This window comes from Vibrio sp. 10N.222.48.A3 (assembly GCF_041475345.1).
Taxonomy (GTDB): domain Bacteria; phylum Pseudomonadota; class Gammaproteobacteria; order Enterobacterales; family Vibrionaceae; genus Vibrio; species Vibrio tasmaniensis_A.
Genome location: NZ_JBFRVX010000040.1, coordinates 1 through 15,921, shown reverse-complemented (window position 1 = coordinate 15,921; position 15,921 = coordinate 1). Strand labels below are relative to the sequence as shown.

Annotated in this window: 16 protein-coding genes and 1 pseudogene; 13 read left to right on the top strand and 4 right to left on the bottom strand. The window is 44.6% G+C overall.

Annotated features, from left to right (window positions below; translation table 11 throughout):
* Positions 1-112 (bottom strand): annotated as a pseudogene (locus AB4653_RS01705) (acyltransferase); the annotation flags it as partial.
* Between the two features lie 341 nt (positions 113-453).
* On the opposite strand from AB4653_RS01705, the gene AB4653_RS01700 reads away from it, so the two are divergent.
* The 3 genes from AB4653_RS01700 to AB4653_RS01690 all read left to right on the top strand — a co-directional run bounded on the left by AB4653_RS01700 (position 454) and on the right by AB4653_RS01690 (position 2,867).
* Positions 454-1,257 (top strand): ferredoxin--NADP reductase, encoded by an 804-nt coding sequence (locus AB4653_RS01700; protein ID WP_102258296.1) that lies wholly within the window; start codon positions 454-456, stop codon positions 1,255-1,257.
* A gap of 62 nt (positions 1,258-1,319) precedes the next feature.
* Positions 1,320-1,652, top strand: coding sequence for a DUF1971 domain-containing protein (locus AB4653_RS01695; protein ID WP_102258295.1), 333 nt, complete (start codon positions 1,320-1,322; stop codon positions 1,650-1,652).
* 222 nt (positions 1,653-1,874) lie between these two features.
* Positions 1,875-2,867, top strand: coding sequence for a 2-hydroxyacid dehydrogenase (locus tag AB4653_RS01690; RefSeq protein ID WP_102258294.1), 993 nt, complete (start codon positions 1,875-1,877; stop codon positions 2,865-2,867).
* Positions 2,868-2,985: 118 nt separating this feature from the next.
* Here AB4653_RS01690 and AB4653_RS01685 read toward each other — a convergent pair whose 3' ends face one another.
* From AB4653_RS01685 to AB4653_RS01675, 3 genes are all read right to left on the bottom strand, one after another.
* Entirely contained in the window at positions 2,986-3,858 is an 873-nt protein-coding gene (locus tag AB4653_RS01685; protein ID WP_102258293.1) for a patatin family protein, read from the bottom strand.
* A gap of 230 nt (positions 3,859-4,088) precedes the next feature.
* Entirely contained in the window at positions 4,089-5,540 is a 1,452-nt protein-coding gene (locus tag AB4653_RS01680; RefSeq protein ID WP_017102305.1) for a catalase, read from the bottom strand.
* Between the two features lie 201 nt (positions 5,541-5,741).
* Positions 5,742-6,911 carry a glycerate kinase gene (locus AB4653_RS01675; RefSeq protein WP_102258292.1) on the bottom strand — a complete coding sequence of 390 codons (1,170 nt, stop codon included), beginning with the start codon at positions 6,909-6,911 and terminating at the stop codon, positions 5,742-5,744.
* 422 nt (positions 6,912-7,333) lie between these two features.
* Here AB4653_RS01675 and yiaK point away from each other — a divergent pair, with 422 nt between their 5' ends.
* The 10 genes from yiaK to AB4653_RS01625 form a co-directional block, all read left to right on the top strand.
* Positions 7,334-8,335 (top strand): 3-dehydro-L-gulonate 2-dehydrogenase, encoded by a 1,002-nt coding sequence (gene yiaK, locus AB4653_RS01670; RefSeq protein WP_009845879.1) that lies wholly within the window; start codon positions 7,334-7,336, stop codon positions 8,333-8,335.
* Positions 8,336-8,359: 24 nt separating this feature from the next.
* Positions 8,360-8,848: a TRAP transporter small permease gene (locus tag AB4653_RS01665; RefSeq protein ID WP_009845880.1), complete on the top strand. Its 489-nt coding sequence runs from the start codon at positions 8,360-8,362 to the stop codon at positions 8,846-8,848.
* Positions 8,848-10,128 carry a TRAP transporter large permease subunit gene (locus AB4653_RS01660; RefSeq protein WP_009845881.1) on the top strand — a complete coding sequence of 427 codons (1,281 nt, stop codon included), beginning with the start codon at positions 8,848-8,850 and terminating at the stop codon, positions 10,126-10,128. The genes AB4653_RS01665 and AB4653_RS01660 overlap by 1 nt, the downstream gene beginning before the upstream one ends.
* Positions 10,129-10,149: 21 nt before the next feature.
* Positions 10,150-11,124: a DctP family TRAP transporter solute-binding subunit gene (locus tag AB4653_RS01655; RefSeq protein WP_009845882.1), complete on the top strand. Its 975-nt coding sequence runs from the start codon at positions 10,150-10,152 to the stop codon at positions 11,122-11,124.
* Between the two features lie 94 nt (positions 11,125-11,218).
* Positions 11,219-11,929: an L-ribulose-5-phosphate 4-epimerase gene (locus tag AB4653_RS01650; RefSeq protein WP_009845883.1), complete on the top strand. Its 711-nt coding sequence runs from the start codon at positions 11,219-11,221 to the stop codon at positions 11,927-11,929.
* 10 nt (positions 11,930-11,939) lie between these two features.
* Positions 11,940-12,803, top strand: coding sequence for a Cof-type HAD-IIB family hydrolase (locus AB4653_RS01645; protein WP_009845884.1), 864 nt, complete (start codon positions 11,940-11,942; stop codon positions 12,801-12,803).
* 48 nt (positions 12,804-12,851) lie between these two features.
* On the top strand, positions 12,852-13,340 hold the full coding sequence (locus tag AB4653_RS01640; RefSeq protein WP_009845885.1) for a YhcH/YjgK/YiaL family protein: 489 nt from the start codon (positions 12,852-12,854) through the stop codon (positions 13,338-13,340).
* The gene (locus AB4653_RS01635; RefSeq protein WP_009845886.1) at positions 13,340-14,833 is read left to right on the top strand and encodes an FGGY-family carbohydrate kinase; all 1,494 of its coding nucleotides are present in this window, start codon (positions 13,340-13,342) and stop codon (positions 14,831-14,833) included. The genes AB4653_RS01640 and AB4653_RS01635 overlap by 1 nt, the downstream gene beginning before the upstream one ends.
* Positions 14,826-15,470 (top strand): 3-keto-L-gulonate-6-phosphate decarboxylase UlaD, encoded by a 645-nt coding sequence (locus AB4653_RS01630; RefSeq protein WP_102249457.1) that lies wholly within the window; start codon positions 14,826-14,828, stop codon positions 15,468-15,470. Before AB4653_RS01635 ends, AB4653_RS01630 begins: the two co-directional genes overlap by 8 nt.
* A gap of 7 nt (positions 15,471-15,477) precedes the next feature.
* Positions 15,478-15,921, top strand: a 444-nt coding sequence (locus tag AB4653_RS01625) for an IclR family transcriptional regulator (protein ID WP_372103163.1), incomplete at its 3' end; no start/stop codon positions are given.

The following is a 15,921-nucleotide window of genomic DNA, read 5'->3' as shown; positions in this document are numbered from 1 at the left end:
AGATTGGAAGAATCAGTTTGATGAGGCCAAAAAAGCTCACGGTAAACGCAGTCATTGCGGTATTGATGGTCACGAACAACACGTTCAAGGCCATACGAAGATTATCAAGCATAAAACACGGCTATATTGAGATCGAAAGCCGCCATTATACTCATCTATAAAATATTCTCTTTAGTTATTGGTGAATACATTAAGGGTCAAACCACGGAACTAATTTTGGTCTGTGCCCATAGAGCAACTCATCGTTCTTAATCACAAGGAATCACATCAAAAAACAACAAAGATGTCATTTAGACACAGCAGTACGAAGTCTATTTGACATCATTCAAGTTAATTTTTACCGAACAACTAGTATTGATAAGCATTCTCACTAATGGCATGGTACATGCAACTCCAAAGTGTAAATAGTTGAGTATCCTTAATGAGATAACTTCTCTAAATAAAGGTGATGATATGACAGATATTCCTCATGGCTTAGTAACCGGAAAAGTCGTACACAAGACCGAATGGACAGAGCAACTGTTCTCGCTGCAAGTCAGTGCGCCAGTCTCGCCCTACCAAGCGGGGCAGTTCACTAAGCTGGGGCTACGTAACAGTGAAGGCGAGTTTGTCAGACGTGCTTATTCCATGGTGAATGCGCCAGAGCACGAACAAGGTCATCAACATCTGGAATTTTTGATTATTAAGGATCAGAACGGGCAGCTTTCACCTCAACTTCATGAGTTGAAGGTAGGCGATGACATATTTGTCGGCAAAGACCCAAGTGGGTTCATGACATTAGAGGAGATCCCAGAGATCGCCGACGATCTATGGATGCTTTCAACCGGAACCGCCGTTGGGCCTTTTATCTCAATGCTCGAAAGCATGCAGATACAGCAGCATAACGGCTCTGAATCTGAAAAAGTCACCTCGTTCAAAAACCTTGTACTGGTTCATGCCGTAAGAACAGAGCAAGACCTCACGTATCAAGATCGAATCAATCAACTCGTTAATCACTTCCAAGGGAAACTACAATATGTGCCAATTATTTCTAGAGAATCAGTCACCGGAACTTTGCGCGGACGAATCCCAAGCTTGTTACTTGGAGGCGACCTTGAGCAAACCACGTCTGTCACTTTCAATCAAACCCGCAGTTTTTTCTACCTTTGTGGCAATCCGCAAATGGTTCGCGACACAAGTGAAGCACTAACCAACTTAGGTTTCAAGAAGCACTTACGCCGAAAGCCCGGCCAATTCAGCAGTGAAAACTACTGGTAATCACGGTCACCAATTCAATCAAAGCTAAAGCTTGTATTCAAAATACAGACAAGAGGTTTTATATGAGTCATTTACGTATTCCGTCACACTGGAAAATTCAACGTTCAACGCCATTTTTCACCAAAGACAACATACCGGCTGCATTGCTTAATCACCACAACACCGCAGAAGGTGTATTCGGGCAGATCTGCGTAATGGAAGGCACCGTCACCTTCTATGGTTTTGCCGATGCCGACGCGACAGAACCGGAAAGTGTTATTACGATCCTGGCTGGGCAATTTGCCACAAGTCCACCTCAATATTGGCATCGAGTAGAGCTTAGCGACGACGCACAATTCAACATTAACTTCTGGTCTGAGAAAGAGACTAAGAAGATGTTCAACACCCGAAAGTAAGATCCATTCAATATTGATGAACTTATAAGCAAGCTGCCTCGTACTGTGATTTTTAATGTTCAATAAGTGAAGACAACAGACCAAATAACCATAGTAATTACAATGACTAATGGTGATAGACAAGAGAAAAAAACTCTAGCACACTGGACGAGTTGTTAGCTTTAACCCCATATGAAATCAAAAATGATTGGGGTATTCATTTTTTAGGTAAGAGAGGAAGCCATGCTCAACATTGCTTTTTTTAGCTCAAAATCATACGACGAAAAATCATTTGAACTTGCAAAAGGCGAACTCGACGCCGAGTTCCATTTTCACGATTTTCGCCTCACTACAACAACAGCAAAAATGGCGCACGACAACGAAGTCGTTTGTGCGTTTGTAAACGACGACCTATCGCGAGATGTGCTAGAGATTCTAGCAAAAGGCGGCACTAAGCTGATTGCGATGCGCTGTGCCGGTTTTGATAAAGTCGATTTAGATGCAGCCAAAGAGTTTGGTCTGCAAGTGGTTCGCGTTCCGGCTTATTCTCCAGAATCAGTAGCAGAGCACACAGTCGGCATGATGATGTGTTTGAATCGTAAACTACACAAGGCATACCAACGTACTCGTGATGCGAACTTCTCTCTTGAAGGCTTGGTAGGCTTTAACTTCCACGGTAAAACCGTTGGTGTGATTGGTTCAGGAAAGATTGGCTTAGCGACGATGCGTATTCTGAAAGGTTTAGGCATGAATATCTTGTGCTACGACCCGTACCCAAATCCTTTGGCAAAAGAACTGGGTGCTAAATACGTAGAACTCGACGAGCTTTACCAAGAATCTGACGTGATTTCTTTGCATTGCCCAATGAGTAAAGAGAACTACCACCTGTTGGATGCAACGGCATTTGGCAAAATGAAAGATGGCGTGATGATCGTCAACACCAGTCGTGGTGAACTGCTGGATTCAACTGCTGCAATTGAAGCACTCAAACAAAGCAAAATCGGCGCGCTTGGTCTTGATGTTTACGACAATGAGAAAGAGTTGTTCTTCCAAGACAAATCTAATGATGTGATTGTCGATGACGTATTCCGTCGCCTATCTGCTTGTCACAACGTATTGTTCACTGGTCACCAAGCTTTCTTAACTAAAGATGCGCTGTTCAACATTGCCAATACAACGCTCACCAGTGTTGATGCCTTCTTTACAGGCAACACCAGCGGCAACGAGCTGGTTTAACAACAACTTGAGTTAATAGCAGACTGAGTTAGTAATAGACTCAATCTAGAAATAGAAAGCCACGCTAGTCCTAAGTGAACAGCGTGGCTTCTCGTTTATCCCGCATTCAAAAACAGTTCTAAACGCAGAAATGACAATCTTCGGTATCTAAGCCATAGACACCGTTTCTAATGGCAAGGTGCTCTTCCCCTGCTTTCACACCCATCTCGTAACCTGCATTCAAGACCGTTTGATCCATAGTCAAACGCTTCACTGCGAACGCTTCTGGTGGCGCAATCACCTTGATGGTCGCATCTTTTGGTGGATTACGAATAAACTCCAAAGACTGATTATAGTTTTCGGCACGCACCGCCATCGACTCTGCAATATTAGGGAATTTCTTTAACAGCTTTTTCAGCATCCACTGATACTTCTGCGGCTTCATTCGGTAGCTTAATGGGTGAGAAAGAATCACGGTAATGTCTCGTGCACCACGACGATAGGCTTCGCGAACCGGAATAGAGTCGGCTACACCACCATCGGTATAGCAACCACCAGAGAAGCACGGTGTTTCACGGTAAGCGATAGGTAGAGCTGTTGTTGCTTCAACCACGTTAGAAAGGTTTTCTGGCTTGATGTGATAGTAGTCTGCACTGCCAGTATCGACGTTAGTTACAGCAGCAATTAAAGGAACACTTGAGAACAGCTCACCACAATCCAGTGGATAACGATGGTTAGATTCATCCCACAACCACTTAACGTCGACCAAATTGCCACCTTTAGCAAAGCGAGCAGGGTTGAAGAACGTTTTATCCGTCGCCATGGTAGTAATCACGTTGTAGCTACGCTTCGGAGCTTGAGATAAGTAACCAACCAAATTCGACACACCCGCAGATACGCCAATAGCAAAATCATAAGGACGGAAATCGTCTTGCATAAAAGCGTCCAATACTCCTGCTGCGAAGATGCCTCTCATTGCCCCACCTTCAACGATTAATGCGCTCTTACTCATCTCAAACTCTTCTACTTTATAAACTGATAGCCGTAGGATAATCCGTTACCCTAACTAAATATAATGGGATGAGTTTATTAATTTGATAGGCAAAAACTATCAATAGAAATGGTGCTAATTTTCAAGTAATTGGTACGACTTACATGACTCACCTAATACACAGCATGATCAAAAAAGGCCGTTGAGTGATTCACTCAACGGCCTTTCATTTAACTAATCAAACTTATTGATTACGACTTAAATTCGCTTACATCGATTTCAAGTAGCTTACCAATGCCTTCACCGTAAGCTGGATCGGCTTTGTAACAGTGTCTTAGGTGACGCAGTTGAATCTCTTTAGGCACGCCGCCTAGGTTACGCGCTGTGTTATCAAACAGAATCGCTTGTTTTTCTGGTGTCATTAGACGGAACAGATCACCCGGTTGCGAGAAGTAATCTTCATCTTCGCGGTGATCCCAATGCGCTGCAGCACCATCTAGGCTCAATGCCGGTTCTGCAAAGTCTGGCTGCTCTGCCCATTGGCCTTCGTTGTTTGGCTCATAGCCAAGTGTGCTACCAAAGTTACCATCAACACGCATCGCACCATCACGGTGGTAGCTGTGGACAGGGCAACGAGGTGCGTTTACTGGGATATGCTGATGGTTAACACCCAAACGGTAGCGCTGTGCATCACCGTAAGCAAACAGACGGCCTTGTAACATCTTGTCTGGTGAGAAGCTGATACCCGGAACCACGTTTGCCGGGTTGAATGCAGACTGCTCAACTTCAGCGAAGAAGTTTTGTGGGTTACGGTTCAATTCAAACTCACCCACCTCAATTAATGGGTAATCTGCGTGTGGCCAGATCTTAGTCAGATCGAACGGGTTGTATGGCACTTTCGCTGCGTCCGCTTCTGGCATCACTTGAACTTTCAGTGTCCATTTAGGGAAGTCTTGATTATCAATGCTGTCTAGCAGATCACGTTGATGACTTTCGCGGTCATCGCCGATCACTTGTGCCGCTTCTGCATCAGACAAGTTCTTAATACCTTGCTGAGATTTGAAGTGGAACTTAACCCAGAAACGTTCGTTGTCTGCATTAATAAAGCTGAATGTATGGCTACCAAAACCATGCATATGACGGTAAGTCGCAGGAATACCACGGTCACTCATTACGATGGTGATTTGGTGAAGCGCTTCAGGTAGAGAGGTCCAGAAATCCCAGTTGTTTTTCGCACTGCGCATGTTGGTGCGAGGGTCACGCTTAACCGCATGGTTTAGATCTGGGAACTTGAGAGGATCACGAAGGAAGAATACTGGCGTGTTGTTACCCACCATGTCCCAGTTACCTTCTTCAGTATAAAACTTCAATGCAAAGCCACGGATATCACGCTCAGCATCGGCAGCGCCACGCTCACCCGCCACCGTTGTAAAACGTGCAAACAGGTCGGTCTTTTTGCCTATTTCAGAAAACAGTTTTGCCTTGGTGTATTTGGTAATGTCATGCGTAACAGTAAATGTACCGTAAGCGCCTGAACCTTTCGCGTGCATACGACGCTCTGGAATGACTTCGCGGTCAAAATGCGCCATCTTTTCTAAAAACCAAACATCTTGAAGAAGTTGAGGACCGCGCTTACCCGCAGTTTGAACATTCTGGTTATGAGCAACAGGACAACCCGCAGCTGTAGTTAGTTTTTTACTCATGATCTATTCCTTAAGGTCCAAAGGTGCAGCAATAGTGAGTGCACCTTGATATTTATACTGGCTTCCTTTCAAAAGCCCCTAAAATATTATGGATATAGAATAGACCTCTAATGGTATAAAATATAATCGTTTCTATTTATCGTTGCTATCTATAAAACCTATCGAACCATGATGTTAAGTAACCAATTGTCAAACCTCACTTTATTTCAAGATCGCATGGCCTACTTTCAGAGTCGCAGCGATATTTCTCGCCGTTCTAGTAAGGTTTAGTTCGGCTTCTAGCAGAACTTGGTCAAGTGACTGAGGAGAACGAACCGTACCAAACAAGCTGTTCATTTCACCATAAAGTGCTTCTACTTCTGTTCCCAGTGAGCCAGCAATGCCTATGATCGGAATGCCTTGTAAGCTCGCTCGTTTAGCAATGCCATAAGGCGTTTTGCCTTGCAGAGTTTGGTTGTCCATTTGCCCTTCGCCAGTAATCACCAAGTCGGCACCTTTCAATAGATCATCAGCTTGCAAAACATCGAGCACCATCTCAATGCCGGGTTTAATTTGGATATTGAATAACAAACCAAGCCCCATCGGCGTGCCACCAGCTGCGCCATAACCCACGCGCTTGTAAGCAGGCTCATCGCCACCGACATAACCTTGCGTTTCTGCAACTTGAGAAAAATTCTCAAGCGCCTTATCAAGCATTAAGACTTGTTCAGGTGTCGCTCCTTTTTGCGGACCAAATATATAGCTGGCACCGTTATCGCCACACAATGGGTTATCAACATCACACGCCAAAATCAAATCGACATCAGCGCAGCGCAAATCTACGCCAGTAAGATCAATTGAAGCCAAATCCGCTAGCGCAGCGCCACCTCGGCTGAGCTCTTGCCCTGCACGATCAAGCAATTTACCACCTAACGCTTGTACAATGCCTGCACCACCATCATTGGTCGCACTGCCACCCAAGCCAAGAATAATCGTTTGAGCGCCCTGCTCTATCGCTTCCAAAATCAGCTGCCCTGTTCCAAAAGACGAAGCAATCAAAGGATCACGCTGTTCTGGTTTCAATAAATCCAAGCCAGATGCTGCAGCTATTTCAATCAATGCCGTTTTGTTCTGGTTATGCTCCGATGGTTCAAGCATCGCCCATTCAGCATTAACCAATTTTCCCAATGGCCCTTCAACTTGATGTGTTCGCTTTTGCCCTGCCAAGCCTTGCAGCAAAACATCTACCGTTCCTTCACCTCCGTCAGCTAAAGGTAAGGTCACGAATTCAGCGTCAGGAAAGATTTCACGAAAGCCCTTTTCAATACACGCCGCCACCGATACCGCCGATAAAGATTCTTTAAACGAGTCTGGTGCAATAACAATTTTCATAGAGGTTGATCCGTAAGTGTTACCAATGAGCCTAAAAAAGAGAAATCACATCAAATAGTATAAAAGTTCCCTAATTAGAGCGCCCCAAAGTTGCCATTTGTTGTGACGCCCCTTTTAGTTTTGACGACGGTAAAAGCAAGATCCGTAAAGTTACTGTTCCTTAATATCCCCACATTTTGCAAAGTTAGGACGAAACAACAATCAATTGACCACAGATATTTGATTGAAATCCAATATAGATCACATCATTTGTTCCACATTGCGGAATTGGTAAGTCTTTTTGTTTCACTTTTTAACCAGTTAACAGTTATTAGAGAAAAACTTAATAAGGAAATATTTCGTAACTTTGCTCACAGAATATTTTCGGAATAAAAACAATAATTGATTCCGTATTATGGAATTCAACTTATCGGAGAACACAGATGCCTTTAGTATCAACAGAAAAACTACAACAAGAATACGAACGAATCCTTTTAGCTCGCGACATGAAGCCAGAGATGGCAACCAAGCTTGCGGCTGGTTTTGTTGAGATGGCAAACGAAGGCACTTACTCACATGGCATCAACCGTTTTCCAGTATTCATTGACCAAGTAGATAAAGGTCAAATCAAACTCAATGCGGAACCAGAATGCGTTAACAGCATGGGTGCACTCGAGCAATGGGATTGTAACTACGGCCCAGGCGTTCTTAACGGTCTTATCTGTGCAGAACGTGCCATGGAATTGGCTCGTGACTACGGCATTGGCATGGTCGGTATGCGTAATTCTAACCACTGGATGCGTGGCGGTGCTTACGTATTGAAAATGGCTCGCGAAGGTTTTGCAGGAATTGCATCAACCAACTCAATCGCAGTGATGCCAGCATGGGGTGGTAAAGATCACCGTGTTGGTTCAAACCCTCTCATCATGGCGGTTGCGGGCGATCCACCGGTGGTTGTTGACTGTTCAATGAGCCAATTTTCTTACGGCCAACTACAAAACTTCGTGCTTGCTGACAAAGAACTCCCTGTTGTTGGTGGCTTTGACAACGAAGGTGAACTCACTAAAGACCCGCATGTACTGTGGGAAAACAAACGCCTACTTCCAATGGGTTTCTGGAAAGGTTCATCAATGGCAATCGTACTAGACATGATGCTAACGGCAATCACTGGCGGCCACTCAGTACCTGCACTGACTGAAGATATGGGTGGCGAGTTTGGTGTATCTCAGTTCCTTATCGCTATCGACTTAAGCAAGACAATGGATCAAAGCACTTATGCACAAGAGATGAAGCGCATCCGTGATTATGTACTTGAGTCAGAGCCTGCAGAAACGGGTTCAGTGATGATTGCTGGTTCTGAAATTGAAAACTTCATTAAGAAACATGAAGCAGCTGGCGGCATTGAAATTAACGATGGAATTTGGGAACAAATTACGTCTCTGTAATTAGCCAAAGGTAGGGAAAGCGTTATGCAAAGTGTATTAAAGAGTATTTGGAAAAGTATCGATGTCATCATGGCGGTCATTCTGACCTGTATGGTTACGCTCGTATTTACTAACGTAGTTTTACGTTATGGCTTTTCTTCTGGTCTTCGTCCCTCTGTAGAACTATCTCGCCTTGGTCTTGTATGGGTTGTCATGCTCGGTGCCGCCGTTGTGCTGCGCCGAGGTGAACACCTCGCTGTTGCAGAGTTTTCTGAACGACTCTTCCCAAAAGCAGTACCCGTACTAAGACGTATCTGCTGGGTAATAGTACTGATTTCTGTCGGCATGCTTTACGTCGGTTCATACCGTCAAATGATGTCTAACTGGTCAGATATTTCTCAGCTTACAGGGCTTCCTTCAGCATTATTTTACTTAGCCGGTGTGGTGTCAGGTTTGTTAATGGGCGTGATTGCCTTTATGCGAATCTTCAAGCCCGACTGGCAGCTAGATAGCTTAGATGAGGAGAAAGAATAATGACGTTAGCCATTTTCTTATCGGTATTGATTGTCTCAATCTTACTTGGTCTTCCTGTTGCGTTTGCACTGTTATTGTCTTCAATGGCGCTGATGCTTCACATGGACTTCTTTAGTGCAGACATTCTTGCGCAGTCTTTAATTAATGGTGTCGACAGCTTCACTCTGCTTGCCATTCCATTCTTCCTCATTGCGGGTGAAGTAATGGCATCGGGTGGTTTGTCGCAGCGTATTGTTCGCCTAGCAACCACTTACGTGGGACACCGTCAAGGTGGCTTAGGTTACGTTGCAATCATGACTTCGGTACTGCTTGCTGGCCTTTCTGGTTCAGCTGTAGCAGATGCTGCAGCCTTGGTCAGTATTCTTTACCCAATGATGAAAGCAGCGAAATACCCAGAAGCACCTTCAATGGGCTTACTTGCTTCAGGCGGTATCATCGCACCCGTTATTCCACCTTCAATCCCTCTGATCCTTGTAGGTGTTGCTGGCGGTATCTCGATCAAAAACCTATTCCTAGGCGGCATCGTTCCTGGCCTGTTAATGGGTATGACATTGATGTTTGTGTGGCGCTGGACGGTTCGTAAAGAAAACTTAGAAACGTCTGAACGTGCAACAAAGGCTGAAAAACGCGCTGCACTTAAAGATGGCGTATGGGCATTGATGTTACCAGTCATCATCATTGTCGGTATTCGCTTTGGTATTTTTACACCGACAGAAGCCGCTGTAGTCGCCGCCACTTACGCTATTTTCATCTCAACGTTTGTTTATAAAGAACTCACTATTAAGAAGTTCTACCACATCGTACTCAACGCTGGTCGCTCGACCGCAATGGTTATGTTCTTGGTGGGTTGTGCAATGGTCGCTGCGTGGTTAATTACTGTTGCTCAGCTTCCTCAACAACTCGCAGAAATGTTAGGTCCACTGGTGGATAGCCCACGCCTATTAATGGCAGTAATTATGTTGCTCGTACTTTGTGTCGGCATGGTTATGGACTTGAGCCCAACGATTCTAATCCTTGTACCCCTTTTAATGCCTGTCATCAAGATGGCTGGGATTGACCCAACGTACTTCGGCCTACTGTTCGTTATCAACTGTTCAATTGGCTTGATTACGCCTCCTGTAGGCACCGTACTAAACGTAGTGTGTGGTGTAGCGAGAGTACCAATGTCGACTGCAGTGAAAGGTGTATTGCCCTTCATCGCGGCTTACATGGCTCTGCTCACACTGTTTGTCATCTTCCCAAGCATTATCACTGTGCCAATGTCGTTTGTCATTGGTTAATCCTCGACGGAGAAAATAATAATGAAAACCCTACTAAAACTTACTCTACTCGCTTCGACTATCGCAATGAGCTCTAGCGCTTTTGCCGCTACGACTCTAAAACTGGCGCACGCTGCACCAGAGTCGGATTTGCAACAAGACCTATCTTTGTTCTTTAAGAAAGAAGTAGAAGCTCGTTCAAACGGCGAAATCAAAGTAAACATCTACCCACAAGGTCAATTGGGCAGTGATAAGCAAATGATCGATGGTTCACGTGCTGGCATCGTCGATTTAGCGATGGTTGGCTTGAACAACTACAACGGCCTAATGCCTGAATCAGCGGCCTTCACTCTGCCGTTCATGTTCCCAGATCGTCAAACAGCATACAAAGTACTGGACGGCGAGCCGGGTAAAGAAGTGTTAGCGAACTTTGAAAAATTCGGTCTTAAAGGTCTTGGTTTCCCTGAAAATGGTTACCGCAACATGACCAACAACGAAAAACCTATTCGTGTTCCTTCAGATGTTGAAGGCCTACAAATGCGTGTGAATGGCTCGAAAGCGCTAAACGACATGTTCAATGAGCTCGGTGCTAACCCGCAGCAGCTTCCAGTATCTGAACTTTATACTGCACTTGAAACAGGCGTTGTTGACTCTCAAGACCACCCAATTTCTGTAACGCTATCTTTCAAGTTTGACGAAGTACAAAAATACCTAAGCCTTACACAACACGCTTACTCACCACTAGTTTTAACAATGAACCTACGTAAGTTCGACAAGCTAACGGAAGACGAGCAAAAAATCATTGAAGAAGTCTCTGCTGAAGCGGTTGCAATGCAACGTAAGCTAAGCATTGAAAAAGAAGACAAGATGATTGCTCAACTAGAAGCGAACGGAATGCAAGTAAACCGTGATGTTGATGGTGCAGCTTTCCAACAAGCTATTCAGCCAGTATGGAGCGCATACATCGAGAAAAATGGCGATGTGATGATCAACAAGATCAAGCTAGCAGCGAAGTAACGCGATTGAGTGCGATTGCCTAGTCTTCTTTTAATTAGGGAATTTAGCTAGGCAATCCGCTCGTCATTCACTCAATACAACATGGGCAAACACAATGTCTCAAGAACAAAAAAAATACCAAGAATTAAAAGAACGCGTGTTCGCAGCAAACTTGCAACTTCCTAAATATGGCTTAGTGACTTTCACTTGGGGCAATGTATCTGAAATCGATCGTGAACGTGGCGTGATTGCAATCAAACCGTCAGGTGTTGAATACGATGTAATGACGGCAGATGACATCGTTGTTCTCGATTTAGAAGGCAACCACGTTGAAGGTAACCTAAACCCTTCAAGCGACACAGCAACGCACGTTGAGCTTTATAAAGCCTTCCCAACCATTGGCGGTATTGTTCACACACACTCTCGCAATGCAACAATCTGGGCGCAAGCCGGCCGAGACATTCCAGCGCTTGGAACCACACACGCCGATTACTTCTACGGTGATGTGCCTTGTACTCGCCTACTAACGAAATCTGAAATCGAATCTGATTACGAGAAAAATACTGGCTTAGTGATTATCGAAGAATTCAACCAACGCGATATCGATCCACAGGCAATGCCAGGTGTCATCATCGCAGGCCACGCACCATTTACATGGGGCAAGGATGGTTCAGACGCAGTGCACAATGCAGTCGTAATGGAAGAGATTGCAGCCATGGCAACAGCTACTCGTGCCATCAGTCCAGAAGCAGCAATTCAACCAGAGCTACTCGACAAGCATTACAACCGCAAACACGGTAAGAATTCATACTACGGACAGAAGTAAGGCCTCGCACATGCATAAGTCATCACCGCATAAGTCCTATAAACATAAATTGGATAAGCACAAGCTATTGGCGTTAGATCTCGATGGTACCGTTCTCAGTTCGCAGCACACGATTAGTCAAGAGTTAGTCGAAGCCATCAAGCAAGTCGCTCAACACACTCATGTGGTTATCGTTACGGGTCGCCATCATGTCGCTGCAAAACCTTATTACGATCAGCTTGGTTTATCGACTCCAATAATTTGTTGCAATGGCACTTACATCTTTGATTACCAGAACGATACGGTCATTCAAGAAAACGCAATCGACAAAGAAATTGCGGCTGAGTTTATCACCCTATCTCAAGCTCATGATCTGAAAATGGTGATGTATGTGCGTGATGCAATGCTCTACTCGAGAGCACGCCCTATTGAATACATGGAAGCGCTACTGACGTGGTCTCAAACCTTTCCAGAAAGCCAGCGACCAAACATTCAAAAGGTCGACGACTTCCAACATGAAGCACAAATTTCAGAGTATGTGTGGAAGTTTGTCGTTGAAGGTGAAGTAAACACATTCGCAGAGATTCCTTTTGTGAAAGAGAACTTCAACGGCGAACGATCTTGGATTGATCGTGTCGATTTCGCAGCAACAGGTAATAGCAAAGGTAATGCATTGACTCGCTACATTGAGCCGCTCGGTATCAGCCTAGAGCAGTGTGTCGCGATTGGTGATAACCACAATGACATTTCGATGCTTAAAGCAGCAGGACTTGGCATCGCAATGCAAAACGCAGATGACACCGTAAAAAGCTCAGCCAACCTAATCACGCCCAAAAACAATGATGATAAGACAGGGTTAGCGACGCTTTTACAAGACCTATTTAGTGCCCATTAATTTAAAGCATTGGCTTAATTAAGCTGTTTATATTTAAAGAGAATTTTTATGTTAGTCGGAAATACTCAACCTACGCAGATCAGCAAGTCGTACCCTGTCGTTATTCAAAACGTGCTTGAGTACTTGAACAGTCTCGACCAAGAAAAACTCGCATTAGGTCGCCATGAACTCCCTGGTTTTGATTCAAAACAAGCATGGTTTGTTGTATTGGAATATGACAAAGAGCCTCTAGGAAACTTCCAACCTGAAGTCCATAAATACCATTCTGACTTGCAGATCATTCTCGAAGGTTCTGAAGTGATGGCATGGGCTATAGACACTGGCGAACACAGCAACGCACAACCTTATAACCAAGAACGTGACCTTCAGTTTTACGAATACCCAGGGATTGAACTCAGCTTCATTCATGCAAAACGCAATCAATTTTATTTATTCACGCCAAATATCGTGCATATCACCAATATTGAAAATGATGACAGCCAACCGGTAAGAAAACTGGTGGTGAAGATTCACAACGATTTACTGGAAGCCAAATAATGAATTACTACATTGGAATTGATTCTGGCGGCACTTTTATGAAAGCCGCGTTGTTTAACGCAAAAGGTGAACAACAAGGTCTTACCCGCGTATCGGCGAGCGTCATCAACGAAAAACAAGGTTGGGTAGAACGCGACCTAAACGCACTATGGGGTAACGCTGTCGATGTCATTAAGCAGCTTTTAGAGACCACAAAAGTAGAACCGACCTCTATCAAAGGCTTGAGCATTTCAGCCCAAGGCAAAGGCGTTTACCTTCTTGATAAAGAGGGACAAAACCTCGGCCACGGTATTATGTCTTCTGACTCGCGTTCACTGCCTATCGTTAAAGAGTGGCTAGAACAGGGTAAAGCAAAAGAGATCTATCCAACCACACTGCAAACACTGTGGACAGGTCACCCTGTATCGATTATTCGCTGGATCAAAGAAAACGATGCCGAACGATACAACAACATTGGCGCAGTGATGATGTCTCACGACTACCTTCGATATCGCTTAACGGGCGAAGTCGCAGCAGAACTGACCAATATTTCAGAAAGTAATTTTTTCAACTCCATCACTGGTGAGTATGACAAAGCACTTTTGGAAACCTTTGGCATCGAAGAAATTTGGGATGCGCTACCACCCGTTGTAAAACCTCAACAGCAAGCAGGGAAAATCACTGCGGCCATTGCTAATGAAACCGGACTAGCAATAGGTACGCCGGTGTTCGGCGGTTTGTTTGATGTTGTGTCTACCGCGATCTGTTCTGGAATCAACTCTTCAGAAGATACCCTGAATTACGTGATGGGCACATGGGCGGTCACGTCTGGTATCTCAAAACAAGTGACTCAAGAATCATACAATTTTGTTTACGGCCATTACGCCGTCGATAACGAATACATCATTCACGAAGCGAGCCCGACTTCTGCTGGCAATTATGAATGGTTCGCCGACTACCTTGGTGAAAATGGCCAGATTAACCACCAGCAAAATCAAGCGTTAGTCGAAGCATTAGATCCGGCATCAAGCAGTATCTACTTTGTGCCATTCCTTTACGGTTCAAACCAAGGGCTTGGCCTAAAGTCAGGCTTCTATGGTCTGCAATCGCACCATACTAAAGGGCACCTAATTCAAGCCATTTGGGAAGGCATTTTATTCTGTCACAACATTCACCTAGAACGTATGCGTCAGCGTTTTCCAAAAGCCAACAGACTAAAAGTGACAGGCGGCCCTGCATCTAGCCCTGTATGGATGCAAATGCTGGCTGACCTTACCGGCATGACCGTTGAAATATCAGACGTGGATGAAACCGGCTCATTAGGTGCCGCAATGATGGCAATGGTCGGCGCAGGTGAGTTCGCTTCATTAGAAGAATGTACTCAAGCCATCACTAATTCTACGTCACGTGTCGAGCCGAACCCTGAACACTACGACATATACCAAAAGAAATATAAGCACTATCAAAGACTGGTGCAGTTGTTTAAACAATTTGAGGATGAAATAGATGCCTAAGCCCTTGTTACAAATGGCTCTTGATGCCACAGATATCGACACGGCATTAGCCTCAATAGAGCATGTTGCAGATAAGTTAGATGTGATTGAAATCGGGACGATTTTAGCCTTCGCCCACGGCGTAGATAGCGTAAGAATCCTACGAGAAAAATACCCAAATCACGTCATTGTCTGTGACATGAAAATCACCGATGCCAGCGCCATTTTAACGCGTCTAGCGATGGGTGCCGGCGCTAACTGGGTAACAGTAAGTGCAGCAGCACACATCGAAACTATTCGTTCAGCGAAGAAAGTAACGGATGAATTCGACGGCGAAGTGCAAATTGAGCTGTATGGACACTGGACAATGGAAGATGCGCAAGCTTGGGTCGACATGGGCATTAAACAAGCAATTTATCACCGTTCTCGTGATGCGGAACTTGCTGGTGTGAGCTGGACCGAAGAAGATTTGATAAAAATGCAGAAATTATCGGATATTGGAATTGAACTATCCATTACTGGTGGTATTGTTCCTGACGATCTGCATTTGTTTAAGAATCTGTCTGCGAAATCGTTTATTGCTGGCCGAGCGTTAGCTGGTAGCAATGGACGTGACATCGCAGAAAACTTCCATACTGAAATAGGTAAACACTGGTAGCACATATATGAGTGAGCAAATTAAATCGTTGTCTAAAGCACTGACCGTATTGGAATTCCTTGGGAATTATCCTAATGGCGTTTCGTTACAAAAAGTGTCTGAAGGGACTGGCTTCAACAAGTCATCAGTCCACCGTATTTTAGCAACATTTGAAGACTCTGGTTATGTTGCTCAAATGTGTTCAGGTAAAGAATATCGCTTAACAATGAAGTTGGTTCAGCTTGGACACGCTGCTATCAACTCTGATGTCACTGGCACCGTTAAGCCATACCTATCTGAGCTACTCGACGATGTGAATGAAACGGTTAACTTCCTCTCTTTTGATGCTGACAACATCATTTTTAAAGACAAGTTTGAACCCGTTAATTCTTCCTTTAGAACTCGAACCTACGTAGGGCTGCATTCTCCAATGTATTGCTCAGCGGCAGGAAAATGTTACTTAGCATTTAGC